The sequence below is a fragment of the Massilia sp. TS11 genome (assembly GCF_022012445.1).
Lineage (GTDB): Bacteria > Pseudomonadota > Gammaproteobacteria > Burkholderiales > Burkholderiaceae_D > Telluria.
This window is the reverse complement of record NZ_JAKLTS010000006.1, coordinates 215,515-237,395: the sequence shown is the minus strand read 5'-3', so window position 1 is coordinate 237,395 and position 21,881 is coordinate 215,515. Positions and strand designations below refer to the sequence as shown.

The 21,881-nt window shown below is 65.6% G+C and carries 16 protein-coding genes; 7 read left to right on the top strand and 9 right to left on the bottom strand.

Annotation, left to right across the window (positions count from 1 at the left end; all coding sequences use genetic code 11):
• Positions 1–9: 9 nt before the first annotated feature.
• The 4 genes from ubiE to LZ005_RS11565 all read right to left on the bottom strand — a co-directional run bounded on the left by ubiE (position 10) and on the right by LZ005_RS11565 (position 4,782).
• Positions 10–744 carry a bifunctional demethylmenaquinone methyltransferase/2-methoxy-6-polyprenyl-1,4-benzoquinol methylase UbiE gene (gene ubiE, locus LZ005_RS11580; RefSeq protein ID WP_237808223.1) on the bottom strand — a complete coding sequence of 245 codons (735 nt, stop codon included), beginning with the start codon at positions 742–744 and terminating at the stop codon, positions 10–12.
• A gap of 89 nt (positions 745–833) precedes the next feature.
• On the bottom strand, positions 834–2,009 hold the full coding sequence (locus LZ005_RS21890) for a DUF4214 domain-containing protein (protein ID WP_237808222.1): 1,176 nt from the start codon (positions 2,007–2,009) through the stop codon (positions 834–836).
• Between the two features lie 69 nt (positions 2,010–2,078).
• Entirely contained in the window at positions 2,079–3,299 is a 1,221-nt protein-coding gene (locus tag LZ005_RS11570; protein ID WP_237808221.1) for a DUF4214 domain-containing protein, read from the bottom strand.
• Between the two features lie 79 nt (positions 3,300–3,378).
• Entirely contained in the window at positions 3,379–4,782 is a 1,404-nt protein-coding gene (locus tag LZ005_RS11565; protein ID WP_237808220.1) for an MATE family efflux transporter, read from the bottom strand.
• Between the two features lie 139 nt (positions 4,783–4,921).
• Between LZ005_RS11565 and LZ005_RS11560 the strand changes: the two genes are divergently transcribed.
• A complete protein-coding gene (locus LZ005_RS11560; RefSeq protein ID WP_237808219.1) occupies positions 4,922–5,635 on the top strand; it encodes an SIMPL domain-containing protein in 714 nt (237 codons plus the stop codon).
• Between the two features lie 27 nt (positions 5,636–5,662).
• The gene (locus LZ005_RS11555) at positions 5,663–6,499 is read left to right on the top strand and encodes an AraC family transcriptional regulator (RefSeq protein ID WP_237808218.1); all 837 of its coding nucleotides are present in this window, start codon (positions 5,663–5,665) and stop codon (positions 6,497–6,499) included.
• An 88-nt stretch (positions 6,500–6,587) separates the two neighbouring features.
• On the opposite strand, the gene LZ005_RS11550 is transcribed toward LZ005_RS11555, so the two are convergent.
• From LZ005_RS11550 to LZ005_RS11535, 4 genes are all read right to left on the bottom strand, one after another.
• Complete coding sequence (locus tag LZ005_RS11550; protein WP_237808217.1) at positions 6,588–7,004, bottom strand: gamma-butyrobetaine hydroxylase-like domain-containing protein; 417 nt, start codon at positions 7,002–7,004, stop codon at positions 6,588–6,590.
• On the bottom strand, positions 6,997–7,419 hold the full coding sequence (locus LZ005_RS11545) for an HIT family protein (RefSeq protein WP_237808216.1): 423 nt from the start codon (positions 7,417–7,419) through the stop codon (positions 6,997–6,999). The genes LZ005_RS11550 and LZ005_RS11545 overlap by 8 nt, the downstream gene beginning before the upstream one ends.
• Entirely contained in the window at positions 7,416–11,408 is a 3,993-nt protein-coding gene (locus LZ005_RS11540) for an FAD/FMN-binding oxidoreductase (RefSeq protein ID WP_237808215.1), read from the bottom strand. The genes LZ005_RS11545 and LZ005_RS11540 overlap by 4 nt, the downstream gene beginning before the upstream one ends.
• Positions 11,409–11,607: 199 nt before the next feature.
• Complete coding sequence (locus tag LZ005_RS11535; protein WP_237808214.1) at positions 11,608–12,099, bottom strand: YqaA family protein; 492 nt, start codon at positions 12,097–12,099, stop codon at positions 11,608–11,610.
• A gap of 163 nt (positions 12,100–12,262) precedes the next feature.
• Between LZ005_RS11535 and ilvA the strand changes: the two genes are divergently transcribed.
• The 3 genes from ilvA to LZ005_RS11520 all read left to right on the top strand — a co-directional run bounded on the left by ilvA (position 12,263) and on the right by LZ005_RS11520 (position 15,792).
• Complete coding sequence (gene ilvA / locus LZ005_RS11530; RefSeq protein WP_237808213.1) at positions 12,263–13,795, top strand: threonine ammonia-lyase, biosynthetic; 1,533 nt, start codon at positions 12,263–12,265, stop codon at positions 13,793–13,795.
• Positions 13,792–14,622 carry an NADPH-dependent 7-cyano-7-deazaguanine reductase QueF gene (gene queF, locus LZ005_RS11525; protein ID WP_237808212.1) on the top strand — a complete coding sequence of 277 codons (831 nt, stop codon included), beginning with the start codon at positions 13,792–13,794 and terminating at the stop codon, positions 14,620–14,622. The genes ilvA and queF overlap by 4 nt, the downstream gene beginning before the upstream one ends.
• A gap of 309 nt (positions 14,623–14,931) precedes the next feature.
• Entirely contained in the window at positions 14,932–15,792 is an 861-nt protein-coding gene (locus LZ005_RS11520) for a hypothetical protein (protein ID WP_237808211.1), read from the top strand.
• 15 nt (positions 15,793–15,807) lie between these two features.
• Here LZ005_RS11520 and LZ005_RS11515 read toward each other — a convergent pair whose 3' ends face one another.
• Entirely contained in the window at positions 15,808–19,968 is a 4,161-nt protein-coding gene (locus tag LZ005_RS11515; RefSeq protein ID WP_237808210.1) for an Ig-like domain-containing protein, read from the bottom strand.
• A 350-nt stretch (positions 19,969–20,318) separates the two neighbouring features.
• Here LZ005_RS11515 and LZ005_RS11510 point away from each other — a divergent pair, with 350 nt between their 5' ends.
• Together LZ005_RS11510 and hprK are read left to right on the top strand one after the other, a co-directional pair.
• Complete coding sequence (locus LZ005_RS11510) at positions 20,319–20,801, top strand: PTS sugar transporter subunit IIA (protein WP_237808209.1); 483 nt, start codon at positions 20,319–20,321, stop codon at positions 20,799–20,801.
• A gap of 3 nt (positions 20,802–20,804) precedes the next feature.
• Entirely contained in the window at positions 20,805–21,740 is a 936-nt protein-coding gene (gene hprK, locus LZ005_RS11505; RefSeq protein WP_237808208.1) for an HPr(Ser) kinase/phosphatase, read from the top strand.
• Positions 21,741–21,881: the final 141 nt, after the last annotated feature.

The window sequence follows — 21,881 nt, the reverse complement described above, 5'->3', positions numbered from 1 at the left end:
GGTGTCCCTTTACAGTTTGATACCCGTGTGGAGAGCAGCCACACCTGCGGTCAGATTGAAATACTGGACCCGCTCCAACCCGGCGGTTTCCATCATGCCCTTCAAGGTTTCCTGGTCCGGATGCATGCGGATCGACTCGGCCAGATAGCGGTAGGATTCCGCATCGCCGGCGATCTTCTGCCCGAGCCAGGGCAGGACCGAGAAGGAATACAGGTCATACGGTTTCTGCAGCGGCGCCGCCACCTTGGAAAACTCCAGCACCAGCAGCTTGCCGCCCGGCTTGAGGACGCGCTGCATTTCCTTCAGCGCCAGGTCCTTGTGCGTCATATTGCGCAGGCCAAAGGCCACGCTGACGCGGTCGAAATAATTGTCCGGGAAGGGCAGCTTCTCGGCGTCGCACAGCAAGGTGGGGGTCACGCGGCCCAGGTTCAAGAGGCGGTCGCGGCCCACGCGCAGCATCGACTCGTTGATATCGGTGAGCCAGACTTCGCCCGTGGGACCGGCCTGCTTGACGAATTCCTTGCTCAGGTCGCCGGTGCCGCCAGCGATGTCGAGCACCTTCATGCCCGGGCGCACGGCCGCGTTGGCGATCGTGAAGGCCTTCCAGACGCGGTGCAGGCCGGCCGACATCAGGTCGTTCATCACGTCGTACTTGGACGCGACCGAATGAAAGACCTTGGCGACTTCGTGAACTTTTTCTTCTTCGGCCACCGTCTTGTAGCCGAAATGCGTGGTATTGGTCATGGTGTACAGCCCTTAAGGATGGCTGGCATTATACCCGCCCCTCCCCAGGCCGACGCCGGTGAAAAACGGCGCGGATTACCGATTCCCGCTCACAGGCCGAGGGCCGGTGCGGGCGGCGCCACCCCCGTGACCACGACCGGCCCGCCAGCCTGGCCATCGGCGAGGGCGCCGACGCTCACGGCCATGCTGGCGTCATCCGTCACCTGAGCCAGCCAGGCGGCGCGCACGGCCCCCTCGGGCGGCGCGCTGGCCGCCAGCTGGGCATACAGGCTCATGGCATTGGCGGCGACCAGTTTGTCGCGCAGTGCAAAGGCGTCGGCGCCGCTGGCGCTGGCCAGGATCGCGCTGCCCAGTTCGGCCTGACTGAACTGGCCATGCTGGAGCTGGTCGGCCCAGTACAGCAGGCCGCCCGCATCGGCCGGCCGGCCAAAGGCATGCAGATAGATGTCGTTGATCCGCTGGGGCAGGGATTGGGCGGCGCTGGCCTGCGCATATTCGGCCGAGGCGAGCAGGCCCTGTTCGAGCGCATGCACGCTCTCGCCCGCGTTCAGGCGTCCCATCCAGTAGGCCAGCCCGCCGGCGTCGGCCGGCCGCCCGAGCCAGGCCAGATACTCGGCCTGGACCACGCTGGCCGCGCCCTCCCCGCCCGGCGCGGCCAGGCGTGCGCCGATGCCATTCGCAAAGCTCCAGCCCGGCTGCTGATTCGGCACCCAGGGCGGCGGCGGCGTGTAGGCGACGGTCTGGTTCAGGCTCTGCAGGGCCGTGCTCAGGCTGGCGCCGTCATGCACGGCAGCGAACCAGTCGAGCGCATGGCTGGCCACGCTGAGGTAGGCCAGATTCGCGCTGGCGGCATTCACTTGCCAGCCCGTATTGAAGGCATCGAGGGCCAGCAATTTGCTCGCCAGCGCGCGCAGATCGTCGGCGCCGGCGGCGCGGAAAATACTGCTGGCCAGGCTGTCGAGGCTGAGCTCGCCGCTGGCGAGCAGGCCGCTCCAATAGCTGATCGCCGCGCTTTCCGCGTGGCGGCCGAAGCTGTTCCAGTAGAGTTTGTCGACCAGGGCGGCCGGCGTCAGGCCCAGCTCCTGGGCCAGCCCGCTTTGCAGCTTGGCCAGCCAGAGCGCCGCGCCGTCGCGCGCGGCGAGCCGGGTCAGCTGGGCAATCGCCTCAGGATCCGTCGGCCGGCCGAGATAGGCCAGGTGCAGCAGATTGAAGGCCGCTGGCAGCGGCAAGGCCGCCAGCTGCAGGGGCGCGAAAGGATTTGCCACAGCTCAGTCTCCCAAAGGCATCGGACTGAGCATGATGGAAAACTTATCGATTTATAAATGTGTCCGCGATCACACGTGGACGATGGACGGCTGGCCGACGATCTCCGGCAGCACGGCCGGGTACATGAGGTCGCCGTTATCGAGCGTGGCGATCTGGCTGATCATCGAGGCGTCGTCGTGCACGCGGCCCAGCCAGTTGTGCATATCGCTGAGGAACAAGGCCGGATTCAGCACCTCGTCCGCATTGCTGGTCTGCAGATACATATCGAAGGCATTCGCCGCCACCAGCTTGTCGCGCAGGACCAGGGCATCGCCGCCCTGGGCGCCGGCCATGATGGCGCCGCCCAGATTGTTGACGCTGAGCTTGCCCTCGTTGACGAGGCCGGTCCAGTAGCTGAGCCCGCCCACATCGGCCGGCCGCGCAAAGGCGTTCTGATAGATCTGGTTGACCATCTGCGCCGTGCTCAGGTGGTTGGACGTGAATTCCGAAGAGCCCGCGATGCCCGACTGGACCGCATCGAGCGAATGGGTGCGCGCGGCCACCGTGCTCCAGAAATTGAGGCCGCCGATATCGGCCGGGCGCCCAAAGTAGGCCACATACAGGGCCTGCACGCCGCTCGACATGGCCGGGCCCACGCCGCTGAGGATGTCGCCGAAGGTGAAGCCGCTCAGGCTGCCCTGGGCCGCCGTCGTGACGGCCGCGCTGCCCGCCGGCTGGATGACCACGTCCGGAATATTGGTGAACATATCGGACAGCTGCGACAGGGCCGTGCTCAGGCTGGCGCTATCGTGCACCGGGCCGAGCCAGCGGCCCGAGCCGCCGACCAGGGCCAGCATATCGTTGGTGTCGAGGCCGCCGGTGGTCTGCCAGAAGCTGTCGAACGCGCTGGCGGCGATCAGCTTTTCGCGCATGGCGGTGCCGTCCGTGCCGCTGGCGGCCGCCACGATGCTGGCGCCGAGCGTGCTGGCCGTCACCGCGCCGCTGTTGAGCTGAGCGCCCCAGTAGGTCAGGGCCTCGGCCGTCGGCGCATGGCCGAAGCTGTTCTGGTAGATGGTCTTGATCATGCCCAGCGGCGTATTGCCCGAGGCCATGATGAAGCTGCCGTCATTGGCCAGCGCCGACTGCAGGGCGTCGAGGCTGCGCGCGCTGGCGAATTTGCCAGCCCAGTATTCCATCGCCAGCATATCGGCCGGACGGCCCAGATAGGCGATGAACAGGGTCTGAATCGAAGCATAGCTGGTCACGCCAGGGCTGCCGATGGCGGGACCGAGCACAATCGGATGGTTCATGGTTGGCACTTTCCAATAATGTCAAGCCGACAGTCTAGAACGCTGTTAAGCGTCTTTTTGTCCCAACTTTGTCGCGAATTTAGTGGGCAAGCGTCTGCGGCGTATGCATGACCAGACTGCGCAGCCAGCGGCGCTGCAGGATGCGCAGCGTATAGGCCGGCGCCTTGCACAGGGCCTCGCCGCCGATGGCCAGCGCGAACACCCAGCTCAGCGGCCAGTGCAGGACCAGGCCAGTGTAGGCCGTCAGCGGCAGCACCAGCAGCCAGACCACGACCATGTCGACATACAAGGTGTAGCGCACCTCGCCACCGCTGCGCAGAATGCTGACGCAGGCCACCACGTTGTACAGACGCAGCCAGAGCGTGAAGCAGACAATGAAGAACAGCTGATGCGCGAGCGCCAGCACCTCCGGCTCGACCTTGCCGAACAGCGACAGGATCGGCGTGCGTAGCGCCGCCATCAGCAAGCCGAACACGAGCGTCGCGCCGGTGACCACGGCCGCCAGCACCAGCGCATGGCGCTTGGCCGCAGCGAAGTCGCGCGCGCCGAGGGCGGTGGCGATCATCACTGCGGCGGCCGTGGTAAAGCCGATGAACAGGTCGATACTCAGGCCCTCGATCGGCCCCATCAGGGTGGTCGAGGCCAGCTGCACCGTGCCCATATGGCCATAGATCACGCTGAAGCCGAACATGCCGCCGGCGAATACGATTTCATTGAGCACCAGCGGCACGCTCTGGCGCAGGAAGCGGCGCACCTCGTCCGGGCGGAAGGCCGCGCGAAACTCGGCCAGGCTCAGGCAGATTGGCGACTTCGCGTAATAGATCAGCGCGATCAGGACCGCGCATTCGACACACTTGGCCGTCAGCGTGGCCAGGGCCGCGCCGGCCACCCCGAGCTGGGGCGCGCCGGCGTGGCCGAAGATCAGAAAGTAGTTGAGCACGGTATTCAGGCCCACGGCCAGCACCCCGACCAGCATCGGCAGCGTGGCCTTGCCGTAGACGCGCAGCACGGCCGCGATCACGGCCACGGTCGCCATGAGCAGGTGGAAAGGGGCGCTCAGGCGCAGGAACTGCGCGCCCAGGCGCACCAGCTCGACATCGTCGGAAAACCAGCCCATGATCTGCTGCGGCATCCAGGCCGTGGCCAGCGTGAACGGCAGCGCCGCCAGCCAGCCGGCCACCAGGGAAATAGCCAGCACGCGGCGCACACCGGCCGCGTCGCGCGCGCCGACATACTGGGCCGCCAGGGTGGCGCCGCCGCTGGCCACGCCCGAGATCATCAGAATCACGATGAAAAAGAATTTGCCCGCCAGCCCGACCGCCGCGACCGCCGTGGCGCCGAGCGCGGCCACCATCAGCACATCGACCAGGGCCAGCGAGGAGGCCAGCATCAGCTGGGCCGAGATCGGCCAGCCGAGCGCGAAGAAGCGCCGGAAGAAACCCGGCTCGAGGGCGCGCACATGGCGCAGCAGCGAAGTCATCATGGGCCGCATGATGCGGGCGGCGCGCCGCCTTGTGTTCCAGCCTCAGCTGAATTTCTTCCACTATCGGCTCATTGCCGCCCTTGGGACAGGCCTGTAATGATGCTAGACTGGCAAGCCGCACATTCTCCGGAGACACCCGATGTGGAAGACCGCCCTGCTGACGCTGAGCTTTGCCGGACTGACGGCCTTTGCCACAGCCTCGGAACTGCCCGCCTATCCGTTTATTCACGTGAATGGCAGCGCGAATGTGACCGTGATTCCGACGGTCGGTGAAATCGATCTCGATATCGTGTCGACCGATGCCGACCCCGCGGCGGCCTGGACCATCGTGGAAACGCGCATGGCCGAACTCAAGGACGTGTATGCGGCGCTGGAGCTGGATGCGGCCGGCATCGAGATGCAGTCGATCCGGCGGCGCAACAAGCGCACCAATGTCCCCGGCGAAGTGATCCCCGAGACGATCTGTTCGGTGCACCTGACGATTCGCGATCTGAGCAAATGGGACGGCCTGGTCGCCGGCCTGCTGAAGCTGGCCAATATCGATGGCTTCGGCGTCGCCTTCAGCCGCGACGACCGCAAGCGCATTGAAAAGGAGATGATGGCCGAGGCCATCGCCGATGCCCAGGCCAAGGCGGAAGACATGGCAAGCGGCCTCGGTCGCAAGATCGCAGGCGTCGGCGGCATTTCCGCCCAGCCCCTGAAGAATCTGACCTACGCGTTCGGCCTGTCGACCGCGTTCGAGGGGCGCGGCGGCGCCCCGGTCGAGAGCCGGCGCAGCGGGCTGCCGACCTTCATTGCGCCGCAGAAGCTGAGCATCACGGTCGACGTGCTGTACAAGCTCAAGGAGCGCTGAGGCCCAGCGCGACCGGGGAGGATTCCGATGCTGATCCGCGAATGGGTTGGCGCCAGCGACGGTCCCGGCTGGCGCTATCTGCACGAAGTCTGCCAGGGCTGCGGCTTCTTCTGGCACTACCACCCCGAGTTCGAGCTGACCTTCACGCGCGGCGGGCGCGGCACGCGCTACATCGGCAGCGACGCCGATAGTTTTGGCGACCTCGACCTGGCGCTGGTGGCGCCCAACCAGCCGCACACCTGGCATTCGCCCGAGGCCGGGCAGGACAAGGAAGTGCAGGTGATCTTTTTCACGCTCGACTGGCTGCGCGGGCTGGCCGGGCATGGCGCAAGCGAGCTCAACGCGCTGGTGCACTGGCTCGCGCAGATCCAGACCGGCGCCGTATTCAGCCCCGCCTTCAGCGCGCGCATGGCGCCCCACTTCGCCCGGCTGGCGCAGAGCGAGGGCCTGGCGCGGCTCGGCTGTCTGTTCGAGATCCTCGGCCAGCTCCAGCACGACCGCGAGCTGCGCCTGCTGCAGGGCTACCGGGCCGGCGTCGAAGACCGGCGCCTGGCCGCCGCCCTCGCCTATCTGCAGGCGCATTACACCGAGGCCCTCAGTCTGGACGATCTGGCTGCGGCCGCGCGCAGCAGTCCGGCCACGATCAAGCGCCTGTTTGCGCAGCAGATGCAGACCAGTTTCAGCGCCCTGCTGGCGCAGCTGCGGATCGGCCATGCCTGCCGCCTGTTGCAGGGCGAGCAGCCGATCCCCGTGATCGCCGAGGCGAGCGGCTTTCCCAGTCTCAGCCAGTTCTACCGCAAATTCCAGGAGCTGCAGTCACAATCCCCGGCCGCCTACCGCAGGCAGCAGCGCCGCCGCCCCTGACAATTTCCCCCAAAACAAATCGGGGTCAGACCCCATTTATCCGTGCGGATAAATGGGGTCTGACCCCGATTTGTTTGGGGGGAAAGGATTAGTGCTTGTGGCCGCAGCCGTGGCGCGTGGGTGCGCTCGCCAGCACGGCGCCCGGTGCTCGCCCGCTGTCGCCCTCGAATCCGGCAGCGTGCAGCTGGGCCAGGTAGTCGGCCCACAGCCGCACCTGGCTCGTGCCGAGCTGGTACAGGTAGTCCCAGGTGTAGATGCCGGTGTTGTGGCCGTCGCTGAACGTCGGCTGGACGCCGTAATTGCCGACCGGCTCGAGCGCCACCACGCCGACTTCGCGCTTGCCGACCTGCAGCACCTCCTGCCCGGGCCCGTGGCCCTTCACTTCGGCCGAGGGCGAATACACGCGCAGATATTCGAACGGCAGGCTGAATACCTGGCCGTCGTCGTAGGCGATCTCGAGCACGCCGGACTTCTGGTGGACGGTGATATTGGTCGGATTAGGCATGCTGCAATCTCTCCTGGATGGCGGCGCGCAACTGGGGCAGCAGCGCGCGCCGCGCGGCCAGCGTGGCCTCGGGCGTCACGCGCACGGCCGCCGCCCACACGGGCGCGGGGAACTGGGCATCGTCGGGATAACGCGGAATCACATGCCAGTGCAGATGCGGCACCACATTGCCCAGGCTGGCCAGATTGAGCTTGTGCGGCTGCATCACGGCGCGCAGCGCGCCTTCGACCTGCCACACCACGTCCATCAGGCGCTGGCGCTCGGCCGGGCTGAGGTCGCTCATCTCGCGCACATGGGCGCGCCAGATCACGCGGCAGAAACCCGGATGCTGGGCGTCATCGACGAGAATGACATCGAGCTCGGCATCGCTGTAGACGGTGTCGGCGCGCGCCGCGCACAGTTCGCACTCGCTCATACGAGCACCCGTTCGATGCCGCCGTCATTGGCGCGCGCCACGTAGTCGGGCATCCAGTTCTCGCCCAGCAGATGGCGCGCGATCTCGATCACGATGTAGTCGGCCTGGGTGCCGGCGTCGTCGTTGTAGCGGCTCAGACCCTGCAGGCAGGACGGGCAGCTGGTCAGAATCTTGACCTCGCCCGTGAAGCCGTCGGCGCGCAGCTTCTCGGCGCCCTTGCTGACCTCGCCTTCCTTGCGGAAGCGCACCTGGGTCGAGATGTCGGGCCGGGTCACGGCCAGGGTGCCGGACTCGCCGCAGCAGCGGTCGTTCTTCTCGATCTTGTCCTGCCCGGCCGCCGACAGCAGCGCGTTCACGGTCTTGACCGAGTCCTGCTGCTTCATCGGGTTGTGGCAGGGCTCGTGGTACATGTAGCGCACACCGTTCACACCTTCGAGCTTGACGCCTTTTTCGAGCAGATACTCGTGGATGTCGACGATGCGGCAGCCGGGGAAAATCTTCTCGAACTCGTAGGTCGCCAGCTGGTCATAACAGGTACCGCAGGACACGACGACGGTCTTGATGTCGAGGTAGTTGAGGGTGTTGGCCACGCGGTGGAACAGCACGCGGTTGTCCGTCATCATCTTCTCGGCCTTGCTGTAGTCGCCCGAGCCGCGCTGCGGGTAGCCGCAGCACAAATAGCCGGGCGGCAGCACCGTCTGCACGCCCACTTCCCACAGCATGGCCTGGGTGGCCAGGCCCACCTGCGAGAACAGGCGCTCCGAGCCGCAGCCGGGGAAGTAGAACACGGCTTCCGTATCGGCCGTGGTCGTCTTGGGGTTGCGGATGATCGGGATAAACTTGTCGTCCTCGATGTCGAGCAGGGCGCGCGCGGTCTTCTTCGGCAGGTTGCCCGGCATCTTCTTGTTGATGAAGTGGATCACCTGCGCCTTGATTTCGGGCTTGCCCGTGGTCGGCGGCGGCGCCTTGGTCTGCTTGCGCGCGAACTGCTTGAACAGCTCGTGGCCGAAACGCTGGGCCTTGTAGCCCCAGCCGATCATCATCTGGCGCGTGGCATTGATGGTGGTCGGGTCGGTCGCGTTCAGGAAGAACATCGAGGCCTTGGTGCCGGGATTGAAGGACTTCTTGTCCATCTTGCGCAGCAGATTGCGCATATTCATCGACACGTCGCCGAAGTCGATGTTCACCGGGCACGGCGTCTCGCACTTGTGGCAGACCGTGCAGTGGTCGGCCACGTCCTCGAACTCGGCCCAGTGCTTGATCGACACCCCGCGCCGCGTCTGCTCTTCGTAGAGGAAGGCTTCGATCAGGGCCGAGGTGGCCAGAATCTTGTCGCGCGGCGAGTACAGCAAATTGGCGCGCGGCACATGGGTCGAGCACACGGGCTTGCACTTGCCGCAGCGCAGGCAGTCCTTGACGCTGTGCGCGATATTGCCGATGTCGCTCTGCTGCATGATCAGCGATTCATGCCCCATCAGGCCGAACGATGGCGTGTAGGCATTGCGCAGGTCGGCGCTGTACTCGGGCAGATTGAGCAGCTTGCCCTTGTTGAAGCGGCCTTCGGGGTCGATCCGCGCCTTGTAGCTGCGGAAGTCCTTGATCTCGTCTTCGGTCAGGAACTCGAGCTTGGTGATGCCGATGCCGTGCTCGCCCGAAATCACGCCGTCGAGCGAGCGCGCCAGGGCCATGATGCGGCCGACGGCCTGGTGGGCGTCCTGCAGCATCTCGTAGTTGTCGGAGTTGACCGGAATATTCGTGTGCACATTGCCGTCACCGGCGTGCATGTGCAGGGCGACGAACACGCGGCTTTTCAGCACGCGCTTGTGGATCGCCGCCACGTCCTCGAGGATCTGGCGGAAGGCGCCGCCTGTGAACATATGGCGCAGCGGATTGCGCAGCTCGCTCTTCCAGCTGGCGCGCACGGTGCGGTCCTGCAGCACGTGGAATACGCTCGCATGCGGCTGGGCCACGATGCGCGCGTCGAAGTGGGTGCGCAGCGATTCGAGCCCGAGCGCAGCCAGGGCGTCGCGCGCCTCGGCCAGCGGCTGGTCGAGATGCTCGAGCAGATAGGTCCAGCGCGCCTGCACGCCCTGCAGCAGGGCCTCGGCCTGCTGGACGCGGTCTTCGAGGATTTCCTCGGCATCGATGCTCTCGCCCGAAGCGTCGTCGCTCTTGCCGATCGGCAGATTGCTCTGGCCGAAGAAGGCCTTGAGCTCCTCCACCAGTTTGAGCTTGTTGCGCAGCGAAAGTTCGATGTTGATGCGCTCGATGCCGTCCGTGTACTCGCCCATGCGATTCAGGGGAATCACCACGTCTTCGTTGATCTTGAAGGCATTCGTGTGTTTGGCGATGGCGGCCGTGCGCGCGCGGTCGAGCCAGAATTTCTTGCGCGCCTCGGGGCTGACGGCGACGAAGCCTTCGCCCACGCGCTGGTTGGCCAGGCGCACCACTTCCGAGGCCGCATGGGCCACCGCGTGCTCGTCGTCGCCGACGATGTCGCCGAACAGGGCCATCTTGGGCAGCACGCCGCGCTTGGATTTGGTTGCATAGCCGACCGCGCGCAGATAGCGCTCGTCCAGGTGTTCCAGGCCGGCCAGGCGGATCGTCTCGAAGCCGGGGCCGCCCGTCGCGGGCAGGCTGTCGAGGTAGTCCTTGATCTCGACGATCGAGGGAATCGCCTCGCGCGCCTGGCCGAAAAATTCCAGGCAGACCGTGCGCGTGTACTTCGGCATCTTGTGCAGAATCCAGCGGGCCGAGGTGATCAGGCCGTCCGTGCCTTCCTTCTGGATACCGGGCAGGCCGGCCAGGAATTTGTCGGTCACGTCCTTGCCCAGGCCCTCCTTGCGGAAGCGGCGGCCCGGGATCTCCAGGGTCTCGGTCTTGAACGGGGTCTTCTGGCCCGGATGGGTCCAGTCGAGGCGAAAGCGCGCGACCGGGGCGTCGTGGATCTTGCCGAGATTGTGGCCGACGCGCGTGACCTCGAGCCAGTCGCCATTCGGATCGACCATGCGCCACGAGGCCAGATTGTCGAGCGCGGTGCCCCAGAGCACGGCCTTCTTGCCGCCCGCGTTCATCGCGATATTCCCGCCGATGCAGGAGGCGTGGGCCGAGGTCGGATCGACGGCGAACACGAAGCCGGCCGCTTCGGCCGCGGCCGAGACGCGGTTGGTGACCACGCCGGCGTGGGTGTGGATAGTCGCGTAGTCGCGCTCAACGCCGTCGAGGCGCTGCATCTCCACCGGGCCGATATCGATCAGCTTTTCGGTGTTGATCACGGCCGACATCGGCGTCAGCGGAATCGCGCCGCCCGTGTAGCCGGTGCCGCCCCCGCGCGGGATGATGGTCAGGCCGAGCTCGATGCAGCCCTTGACCAGGCCGGCGATCTCGTCCTCGGTATCCGGGGTCAGCACCACGAACGGGTACTCGACGCGCCAGTCGGTAGCGTCGGTCACATGGGTGGTGCGGCTCATGCCGTCGAACTTGATGTTGTGCTTCTCGGTGTAGCGGCTCAGCACCTTCTGGGCGCGCTTGCGCAGCTCATAGGTTTCGCGGAATTCGCGCCCGAAATCCTCGACGGCCTGGCTGGCCGCCTTGAGCAGGGTTTCGACATTGGCGCTGCGGCGCGCGGCATCGCTGTCGAGGCTGTTGTCGACAGCCACACGCCGTTTCTCCACCTCGGCCAGACGGTGATGCAGGGCGTCGATCAGGTTCTGGCGGCGGCGCGGATTGTCGAGCAGGTCGTCCTGCAGATAGGGATTGCGGCGCACCACCCAGATATCGCCGAGCACTTCGTACAGCATGCGCGCCGAGCGCCCGGTCTGGCGCGCCGAGCGCAACTCGTCCAGCAGCGACCAGCAGTGTTCGCCCAGCAGGCGGATCACGATTTCACGGTCCGAGAACGAGGTGTAGTTGTACGGAATTTCGCGCAGTCGCGTCGGGGCGTCGGGCGTGTCGGCCATCAGGGCCTGCAGGTGGGCGGGGGCGTTCATTCTGGGGTGGGTGGCAGCATTCCGGAGGGTCATTCTAGCCTATTGCGGCGCACCACGCCGGAGCAGCCTTAGAATCGGCAGGGGAACCCATTGCAAATAATATTTGCAATGTAGGCCACTTATGCAAATTAAATTTGCATAAGACCCCCATTGCGAAACAGGCATTCCAAGCCTTGCGCGCCGCGGCGCAGGATATTCGTCAACCGAGCCGGATCGCGAGCTCTTTCCAGAAGCCGTCCGGCACGTAGAGCAGCAGGGCCGTCATGCACACATAGCGCAGGAATTTGCCGATCGCCATGTAGGCGAGACAGGGCCAGAACGGCAGGCGCAGCCAGCCGCCCAGGGTGCACATCGGGTCGCCGATGCCGGGCAGCCAGGCCACCAGCATGGCGCGCGGGCCGAAGCGTTCGAGCCAGTGGAACCAGCGCGTCTGGCGTTCCTTGCCAAAGCCCTGCTTGGCCGCATAGCCCATCCAGTAATCGACCGCGCCGCCGAGCGTGTTGCCGAGCGTGGCCACGAGCACCACCGGCACCAGCATGGCCGGATTGGCCTTGGCCACGGCAAACACGGCCGGCTCCGAGCCCATCGGAATCAGGGTGGCCGACACAAAGCTGATGATAAACACCGCCGTCAGGCCCACGGAGGGGGCGGCGATCAGGGCCAGCAGCCAGGCGACAGCGGCTTCGGTCATGGGGCGGCAGCAGAGTTCTTGGGCCGTCCATTATAATGAGGAAAACCGAAACGCCGCCCTATCCGGCCGCGGCCGCTCTGCGAGTCCGTCTTACCCAGACCATCGCGTCCATTCTGCGCTCCGTGCCCGCCGCGCCCGAGCGCCCTCAACCACGCTGCGAATTATGACGACCGATTATCTGAAAAAAGTGCTGACCGCCCGGGTGTACGAGGTGGCCGTCGAAAGCCCGCTCGAACTCGCCCCTTCCCTGTCTCAACGCTTCGGCAACCGCATCTACTTCAAGCGCGAGGACGTGCAGTCCGTGTTCAGCTTCAAGCTGCGCGGCGCCTATAACAAGATGGCCTACCTGAGCGACGCCCAGCTCAAGCGCGGCGTGATCACGGCCTCGGCCGGCAACCACGCCCAGGGCGTGGCCCTGGCGGCCACGCGCCTGCACTGCCGCGCCGTGATCGTGATGCCGACCACCACGCCCCAGGTCAAGGTCGACGCGGTCAAGGCGCGCGGCGGCGCCGCCGTCGAGGTGGTGCTGCATGGCACCTCCTACACCGATGCCTACAACCACGCGCTGACGCTCGAAAAAGAACAGAAGCTGACCTTCGTCCACCCCTTCGATGATCCGGACGTGATCGCCGGCCAGGGCACGATTGGCATGGAAATCCTGCGCCAGCACTCGGGCCCGATCCACGCGATCTTTCTGCCGATCGGCGGCGGCGGCCTGATCGCGGGCGTGGCCGCCTACGTCAAGCAGATCCGGCCCGACATCCGCATCGTCGGCGTCCAGACCATCGACTCCGACGCCATGGCGCGCAGCCTGAAGGCGGGCGCGCGCGTGACCCTGTCCGATGTCGGCCTGTTCGCCGATGGCACGGCCGTGCGTCTGGTCGGCGAGGAAACCTTCCGCCTGTGCCAGCAGTTCGTCGACGAGGTGATCCTGGTCGACACCGATGCGATCGCGGCCGCCATCAAGGACGTGTTCCAGGACACGCGCTCGATTCTCGAACCTTCGGGCGCGCTGGCGATTGCCGGCGCCAAGGCCTATATCGAACGCGCCGCCCTGAGCAAGCAGCCGGTGCAGGATGAAACCCTGGTGGCCATCGCCTCGGGCGCCAACATGAATTTCGACCGCCTGCGCTTCGTCGCCGAACGCGCCGAACTGGGCGAATCGCGCGAGGCCCTGTTCGCCGTTACGATTCCCGAGCAGCGCGGCAGCTTCCGCCGCTTCTGCGAGCTGATCGGGCCGCGCGCCGTCACCGAATTCAATTACCGCGTCAGCGGCGAGGACGTGGCCCATGTGTTCGTCGGCATCCAGATCAGCAGCCGCGGCGAGTCGGCCACGCTGGCGCGCGCCTTCGAGGAGCAGGGCTTCACCACGCTCGACCTGACCCACGATGAACTGGCCAAGCTGCACATCCGCCACCTGGTCGGCGGCAAGAGCGCGCTGGCCCACGATGAACTGCTTTACCGTTTCGAATTCCCCGAACGCCCGGGCGCGCTCATGCGCTTCCTGTCGAGCATGGCGCCGAACTGGAATATTTCGCTCTTCCATTACCGCAATCAGGGCGGCGACGTCGGCCGCATCCTGATCGGCCTGCAGGTGCCGCCCGAGGAAATGGACGCCTTCCGCCAGTTCCTGGCCACGCTCGGCTACCGCTTCTGGGATGAGAGCCAGAACCCTGTGTACAAACTATTTCTATGAGCAATACCGCAGCCAATTCGCCCCTCGGCAAAACCTCGAGCTACGTCACGCAGTATGCGCCGGAGCAGCTGTTTCCCATTCCGCGCCAGGAAAAGCGCGACGAGCTCGGCATCACCGGCACCCTGCCCTTCTTCGGCGTGGATATCTGGAATGCCTACGAGCTGTCGTGGCTGAACCTGCGCGGCAAGCCGCAGGTGGCGATGGCCTGCTTCACGATTCCGGCCGACTCGCCGAATATCATCGAGTCGAAGTCCTTCAAGCTGTACCTGAACGCGTTTAACCAGACGCGTCTGGCCAACCACGAGGCCCTGCTGGCCCTGCTGCGCGAGGACCTGTCGGCCGCCGCCGGCGCGCCTGTGCACGTGAGCCTGATCGCGCCCGAGCAGTTCGGCCAGCAGCGCTTCGGCGAATTCGAGGGCGTGCTGCTGGACCGGCTCGACATCGAGGTCGACCACTACGCACCCCAGCCCGAGGTCCTGAAGAACACGCCCGAGGCCGACACGGTCGAGGAAACCCTGGTCTCGCACCTGCTCAAATCGAACTGCCTGGTCACCGGCCAGCCCGACTGGGCCAGCGTGCAGATCCGTTATGCCGGCCCGCAGATCGACCAGGAAAGCCTGCTGCGCTATCTGATCGGTTTTCGCGAGCACAACGAATTCCACGAGCAATGCGTCGAGCGCATCTTCGTCGACATCCTGCGCCACTGCCGTCCGCAGCAGCTGGCCGTGTACGCACGCTACACGCGCCGCGGCGGGCTCGACATCAATCCCTACCGCGCCAATTTCAGCGGTCCCTGGCCCGGCAATCTGCGTCACGCGCGCCAATAAACGTTGCCGTTTTGCAACGAAACATTTTGGTTTACGCCTAAAACATTTTGCGGCGTATAATCGCCGCACATTGTACATACCAGTACAAACTATCACTACAAAACAGGGCCTGCGCCACAAGCCCGAAGATGCAAGGGAAACCCGCCGGCGGAGATCGGCAAAGGGATAATTGTGCGCGACGGGAATGGACTGGGTTTGCGCAGGCGGCCGCTGCTGTTGGCCGACCTGAAACGCTGTACAGGCTTGCTGCCGGACTGGCTCCAACTGGGCCAGCCAGGACCACGCAGCCTGCCTCGCCTCTGGACCAGATTGCTGGGCCAGCCAGGCTTTCATGCCGAAGTGATCGAAGATGTGCGTGAGCCGGGCACGCCCCTGCTGGCCGGCCTGTGCGTGGCCGTGGTGCTCGACGCGCGCTGGGAGGCCCTGCTGGCCAAGGCGCCACCGGCCGAGGCCAGCGCCCTGCTCTACCAGGAACTGGCGAGCGGCGCCTTCACCCCGCCCGGTCCGCAGGAGATTGCCGAGCGCAATAGCCATGGCCGGATCAGCCTGTTCATCCTGCATAACCGCTGCGTGCTCGAGGAATACCAGGACGCCAGCCACGACCGCCTGCTGCGCGGCGCGACCCAGGGTTTCCACCTGCAGCGCCTATTCCAGGAAGGGCGCGGCGAAGACCTGCAGCTGCGCCGCCAGGGCTGGCAGCCGCAGCCGGCGCGCCAGGGCCTGCAGTTATTCAGCATGTCGCGCCTGCTGGCGGCCAGCCTGCCCGCCCACAGCGTGCTGGCCGAAGCCTTTCATTACGGCGCGCCGCGGCTGGGCATGGGCCCGGCCGAACAGCGCACCCTGCGCCTAGCCGTGGCCGGCATCGGCGACGTCCAGATTGCGGCCGAGCTGGGGGTGACCGAACGCAGCGTGCTGCGCGCTTGGCAGGCCGTCAGCCAGCGCATCTGCACGCGCCTGCCGCAGCTGTGCAACGGCCATCCGTGCGCCGGCGTGCCGGGCCAGCTGCATCCGGCCGCGCGCGCGGCCCTGATGAACTACCTGCTCGACCATCCGGAAGAGCTGCGTCCGTATCTGCACCAGGACGCGAGCACGGCCGGCTGCGAAGTGCTGCTGCAGTGGCCGCGCGCGCGCGTGATGGAACTGCCGCCGGCCCTGCGCCCGAAGCGCTGAGCGCGGCGGCCTGGCTCAGATCAGCCAGTTGCCGAGCACCTGCTGGCCGTTGCCCAGCAGGTGTTGCTGCTGCAGGGCGGCGATGCTCCAGTTGCTCAGCACCAGGGCGCCATCGCCGAGGCTGCTGCCAGTGATGATCACGGCGTCGACCGTGCCATTGCCGTCCAGATCTGCGTCAGCGAAGGCGAAGCTGTGGGCCGGCTGGCTGGCCGCCGCAAAGGCGCTCAGCGCGGCCGGGGCGTCGCTGCCCTGGTAGCCGGTGATGATGCTGTCCTCGCGGCTGAAGTCGCTGATGGTGTCGAAGGCGCCGACGCGGATCACGAAGCTGTCCGGGCCATTGCCGCCGCTGAGCAGATTGCGCCCGGCGCCGCCGGCCAGCAGATCGCTGCCATTGCCGCCATTGAGCGTGTCGCTGCCGCTGCCGCCCGACAGGATGTCATTGCCATTGCCGCCATTGAGGACGTCGGCGCCGTCGCCGCCGGCCAGCTGGTCCTCGCCATTGCCACCGTTGTAGGTGGTGTCGCGGCCATCGGCATCGGTCCAGACATTGGCCTTGTTGCTGCCATTAATGGTCTGGTTGTCGCCCGCTTCGCGCACCGTCAGCTTGACCGTGACCGGGGCCGACAGGCCGCCGTGGCCATCGCTGACCTGGTAGCTGAAACTGTCGGCCACGCTGGCGCCCGTGGCCAGCAGATCGAAGCTGTCGGCGTCGGCCGTGTAGCGCACCTGGCCATTGTCCAGGCTGATCGAGGCGCCGAGCGCCGACTTGGCGCCGGCCAGCACGATGCTGAGCGCATCGCCATCGGGGTCGCTGTCGTTGCCGAGCACGTCGATGCGCAGGCTGGCGTCTTCCAGCACGGTGGCGCTGTCGGCCACGGCCAGCGGGGCATCATTGCTGCCGCTGATGCTGAAGTGGACCGGCACGCTGGCGCTCAAGGCGCCGTCCGTGATGCTGATGCTGAAGTCCTCGCCCACGAGCACGCCAGCGGCCAGGCCGTTGGCGCGCACATTGTCGAGCGTGTAGCTGAGGCTGTCGTGAACGGTGTCGAGCACGGCCACGCCATACGCGCCGGCCTTGCTGAACAAGCCGTTGCCGAGTTCGGCCCAGCCGCTCGTCACATAGCTGGTGCTGCTGTCGATGTCGGCACGGGTGAGCTGCACGCTGGCCGTGTTCACACCAGCGCCAGCCAGGCCGGCTTCGACCAGGGCCGCGCTCGGGGCCGAGGCGGCCAGGGTCGGCGCGTCGTTGACGGCGGCCAGCTGCAGCTGCACATTGACCACGTCGGAGACGGCGCCGATGGCGTCGTGCACGCGGTAGCTGAAGCTGTCGGCGCCGTTGTAATCGGGCGCGCCCTGGTAGTCGAAGCTGCCGTCGGCGCGCAGCACCAGGCTGCCATGGGCCGGAGCGGCCACCAGTTCCACCGTCAGCGCATCGCCATTGCGGTCGCTGTCATTGGCCAGCAGGCCGTGGGCCGCATCGATCGTCAGGAGCAGGTCTTCGCTGCCGCTGTAGGCATCGGCGGCGGCCAGCGGCGCGCTGTTGATCAGCAGACGGGCCAGTACCGGATCGTGGTCGGTCGGGTTGCTGCCGGCCGGCTGGTTGGTGTTGCGGTGCACGTTGTCAAACTCGGCCGTCGCCGCCAGGCTGGCCGTCACCAGCAGGTGGTCGATCTGCTCGTTCTGGCCCTGGAAGGCGCTCGAATAGCGGTCCAGCGGATCGGCCTTCCAGACCAGGTTGGACAGGCCGCCATCGCCTTCGAGCTGGGTCAGCGACTTCTCGTACTGGTAGGCGTTGAAGTCGCCGCCGACGACGATATTGGCATGCGGATCGGCCGCCAGCAGCTTCTGCACATAGTCCTTGACGGCCAGGGTCTGGTCGACGCGGCGGTCGTCGCCCGAGTTCAGGGCCGGCTGGTTGACGCCGAACAGCGCGTCCGAACCGAGGCGCGAATAATTGTGGATGCCGATATAGGTGATCTTCTCACCGTGGAAAGTGAAGTCGGCCGTCAGCGGATGGCGGCTGTTCTTGAAGCTGTCGCCATTGGCCGGGGTCACATCGTCCAGATTCTTCAGGCTGCCGTCGACATAGCTGACGCGCGCCGGGTTGTACAGGATGGCATTGCGGATATTGCCGTTCGACTCGCCGCCATTGCTGTTCTCCGCGACCGGATCGATTTCGACCCAGGCGTAGCGCGGGCCGCCAGCGGCCACGATGGCGTCGACGATCTTCTGCAGCGTCACATCGGCGGCCAGCACGCCCTTGCCGGTGCCGTTGTTGTCCTGGATTTCTTCGAGGCCCAGGATGTCCGGGGCGTTCAGGGCCTGGGCGATGTCGACGCCGATTTTGTCGAACTTCCACTGCGGGTCATTGGGGTCGCAGTTCTCGACGTTGTAGGCGCCCACCAGCAGGTGGGCCGTGTCGCCCTGCAGGCTGCTGGTTTCCTGGCGAATCGTGGTGTGCACGCCGGCCGCCGGAGTCTGGGTCGGAATCAGTTCCCACACGCCGCCGTAGTAGGTGAAGATGCCGCTGACGTCGCCGATCTTGTCGCCCGTCGTGTACAGCGGCACATTGGCGTTGACGCCGCTGTCGGCATAGATTTCGAAGCGTTCCGGATTAACATCGGTGGCGCTGCGGGTGACGGCGCCGCGGTCGTTGAGGCCGCTGGCGGAAGCGCCATTGTCGAGCAGGGCCCAGGTGGCATTGCTTTCGGTATTGCTGACCGCGATGACATTCTTGGCCGTCACCAGCATGCCTTCGAGCGACTCGTAGAAGTCGATCGCATCGGTCTGCGGATTGAAGATGGCGAAGTTGTCGCTGTCCACCGTGCTGCTCGGCGGCACGCGGCCGCCCTCGCCCAGCACCACCGGCGCCACCGTGTTCCCGCTGCTGAGCACGGTCAGGCCGCTGACCGAGGTCAGTTCCGTGACCGGCAGATTATTCGTGTCATTGCCTTTGTACTCCTCGACCACGCCCTGCAGCGAGACCAGGTCGCCGACCTTCACCGTCGACAGCGCCGCCGTCGACAGCACGAAGATGGCATCCGAGGTGGCATCATTGCCGTCGCCGTCCGGGTCCTGAATCCAGAAACCCTTGGCGCCGCTGGTGTCGATCGCCGTGACCACGCCCTGGGTGTTGACCAGTTTGCCGACCAGCGGCGAGCTGTGGCCGGCGCCCTGGATCGCGAAGATGCGCGTCAGCGGGGCGATGGTCTCAAAGTCGATCGGATTGCTGCCCGTGCCCGCATAGGCATTGCCGGCCATGTCCTTGACGGCGCCCGCGTCCAGGCTCACATGGTAGGTCGTGCCGAGTTTCAGATCGGCGCTCGGATTGATGCTCAGGCTCTGGCCGCTGAGCGTGACCTGGCTGCTGTCGCTGACGCTGATCACGCGCGTGTCGCCATTGTCGTCGGTGATCGTCAGATTGCCGCTGCCGAGCTGGATCAGTTCATTGAAGTTCAGCACCAGATTGGCGCCCGGGGCGATGCCAATGGCGCCATCGGCCGGGCTGCTGGCCTGCAGCAGCGGCGGCGTGGTATCGGCCGCCATGGCCAGACTGCTGACGCGGATATTGTCGACCCCGATCCACTCGTCGGCGCCGGTGGCGTCCGTGGTCAGGATGCGGATTTCGACCTGCGACTGGTTGTTGACCGCGTCCGGCAGATCGAGTTCGAGATGGGTCACGGCGCTGGCCAGGCTGGGCCCGGTCGAGGCATCGCCGACATAGCCGCCCGTCAGATTGGTCCAGGCGCCGCTGTCGCCGACGCGGTACTGCACGGTCACCTGCTGGATCGAATTGTCGAGGCTGCCGTCGATATCGCGCAGGTCGACCGAGAAGTGCAGGTTCTGGCGGCCGCTGGCGTCCAGGTAGAGCACCAGATTCGGCGCCTGGGCCGTGCCCGAGCCCTGCAGGGCCACGACCGGGTCGGCCAGCTGGAACTCCGCCACGCCGCCGGTCGTCAGCGTATTCGGATTGCTCTGGTTGGCCAGCACATTGACGACGCTGGTGCCGTCGGTGGTGACCAGGCGCGGGTCCTTGCCGCTGCTGGCCAGGCCGTCGCCGCGGTAGCCGACGATGGCGTCCACCCCATCCCAGACATTATTCGTCGTGATCAGACCGGTATTCGACCAGTCCTGAAAAAAATCCCCATTCGCCAGCTTAAAGAACGTCTTCGCCATGGCCGTGTTTTCTCCCTTGGTGTCAAAATGTATTTACGTCAAGTTTTAAGTTTGTCTGCGCAAACTTTTGTCGAAACGTGGACGAAAAAGTATCCGAGCCTGACCGTGCCGCGTCAAACGCATTCGACCAAATGTTGTAAAAATGCGTAATCTTTACGACAGCACAGGCAGTACCGGATGTCGGGGCGCAATGGTACGCCCCGCCGCTGAGCGGCAGGTTACAATCGGATGACAGCGCAAGGACTCTTGCCTTACCTCAATACGCATTCCATACTGAAGGGGTAAAGATTTTCCGATGCGGGGCGCAGGAAACGGCCTATAATTCCGCGTCGCAAACGGCTGAAGCTGCCATGACCAATCTGAGTAAAATCCTGTCGCCCGAAAATGTGCTGCTCGACCTCGAAGTCTCGAGCAAGAAGCGGGCGTTCGAACAAGCCGGTCTGATCTTCGAAAACAACTGCGGGATTGCGCGTTCGACCGTGTCGGACAATCTGTTCGCGCGCGAACGCCTCGGTTCCACCGGCCTGGGCCACGGCGTGGCCGTGCCGCATGGCCGCATCAAGGGCAGCAAGACCCTGAAGAGTCCGCTGGCAGCCTTTGTCCGCCTGGTCGAGCCGATTCCGTTTGAATCGCCCGACGGCCAGCCGGTCAATCTGCTGTTCTTCCTGCTGATTCCCGACCACGTGACCCAGCAGCATCTGGAGATCCTGTCCGAGATCGCCGAAATGTTCTCGGACGAAGCCTTCCGCGCCGCCCTGCGCGCCGATCCGGATCCCAAGTCCGTGCACGCGCGCATCACCAACTGGCAGCCGAGCCTGCAAGCCCTGGGCTGATCCATGCACCAGACGCCGCTGACCATCCAGAGCCTGTACGACGACAACCGCGAAAGCCTGCAGCTCGGCTGGTTCGCCGGTTTTCCCGGCGGCGAGCGGGTGATCTCGGGCGACGTCGCCTCGGCCGCCGACCAGGTCGGCCACCTAAACCTGATCCACCCGGGCCGCATCCAGGTGTTCGGCCATCAGGAACTCAACTACTACCATCGCCTGAAGGCCAATTCGCGCTCGCACGTCATTGGCGAGCTGATCGGCGGCGCGCCGCCGGCCCTGATCATTGCCCAGGGCCTCGACACGCCGCCCGACATCCTGGCCATTTGCGACGAGCAGAACATCCCCCTGTTTTCGACGCCGCTGCCGGCGGCCCAGGTGATCGACTATCTGCGCGTGTACCTGTCGAAGAAGCTGGCGCAGCGCGTGATCATGCACGGCGTGTTCATGGACGTGCTGGGCGTGGGCGTGCTGATCACCGGCGACTCCGGCCTCGGCAAGAGCGAGCTCGGCCTCGAGCTGATCTCGCGCAACCACGGCCTGGTGGCTGACGACGCCGTGGAATTTGCGCGCATCGCGCCGAACATGATCGAAGGGCGCTGCCCGCCGCTGCTGCAGAATCTGCTGGAAGTGCGCGGCCTCGGCCTGCTCGACATCAAGGCGATTTTTGGCGAGACGGCGGTGCGCCGCAAGATGCGTCTGAAGCTGATTGTGCATCTGGTGCGCCGCGGCGCGCTCGAAGAAGAGACCGAGCGCCTGCCCTTCATGTTCCCGACTGAGGACGTGCTCGGCCTGCCGATCCGCAAGGTGGTGATTCCGGTGGCGGCCGGCCGCAACATCGCCGTGCTGCTCGAAGCGGCCGTGCGCAACACCATCCTCCAGCTGCGCGGCATCGACACGCTGCAGGAGTTCATGGAGCGCCAGCGCCAGGCGATGAGCAGCGACTAAAAAATGGGGTCAGACCCCATTTCTCCATCCAGCAACAAGCTCCCCCAAAAAATTTCCGCCCCAACAAATCGGGGTCAGACCCCATTTGTTTGCGCGGCAATGCCCGCGCGCGCAATTTGCTGCGCGGATAAATGGGGTCTG

Coding starts and splice junctions, on each gene's coding strand:
- ubiE (WP_237808223.1), bottom strand. CDS start 744: ATGACCAATACCACGCATTTCGGCTACAAGACGGTGGCCGAAGAAGAA.
- LZ005_RS11570 (WP_237808221.1), bottom strand. CDS start 3,299: ATGAACCATCCGATTGTGCTCGGTCCCGCCATCGGCAGCCCTGGCGTG.
- LZ005_RS11565 (WP_237808220.1), bottom strand. CDS start 4,782: ATGATGACTTCGCTGCTGCGCCATGTGCGCGCCCTCGAGCCGGGTTTC.
- LZ005_RS11560 (WP_237808219.1), top strand. CDS start 4,922: ATGTGGAAGACCGCCCTGCTGACGCTGAGCTTTGCCGGACTGACGGCC.
- LZ005_RS11555 (WP_237808218.1), top strand. CDS start 5,663: ATGCTGATCCGCGAATGGGTTGGCGCCAGCGACGGTCCCGGCTGGCGC.
- LZ005_RS11550 (WP_237808217.1), bottom strand. CDS start 7,004: ATGCCTAATCCGACCAATATCACCGTCCACCAGAAGTCCGGCGTGCTC.
- LZ005_RS11545 (WP_237808216.1), bottom strand. CDS start 7,419: ATGAGCGAGTGCGAACTGTGCGCGGCGCGCGCCGACACCGTCTACAGC.
- LZ005_RS11540 (WP_237808215.1), bottom strand. CDS start 11,408: ATGAACGCCCCCGCCCACCTGCAGGCCCTGATGGCCGACACGCCCGAC.
- LZ005_RS11535 (WP_237808214.1), bottom strand. CDS start 12,099: ATGACCGAAGCCGCTGTCGCCTGGCTGCTGGCCCTGATCGCCGCCCCC.
- ilvA (WP_237808213.1), top strand. CDS start 12,263: ATGACGACCGATTATCTGAAAAAAGTGCTGACCGCCCGGGTGTACGAG.
- queF (WP_237808212.1), top strand. CDS start 13,792: ATGAGCAATACCGCAGCCAATTCGCCCCTCGGCAAAACCTCGAGCTAC.
- LZ005_RS11515 (WP_237808210.1), bottom strand. CDS start 19,968: ATGGCGAAGACGTTCTTTAAGCTGGCGAATGGGGATTTTTTTCAGGAC.
- LZ005_RS11510 (WP_237808209.1), top strand. CDS start 20,319: ATGACCAATCTGAGTAAAATCCTGTCGCCCGAAAATGTGCTGCTCGAC.
- hprK (WP_237808208.1), top strand. CDS start 20,805: ATGCACCAGACGCCGCTGACCATCCAGAGCCTGTACGACGACAACCGC.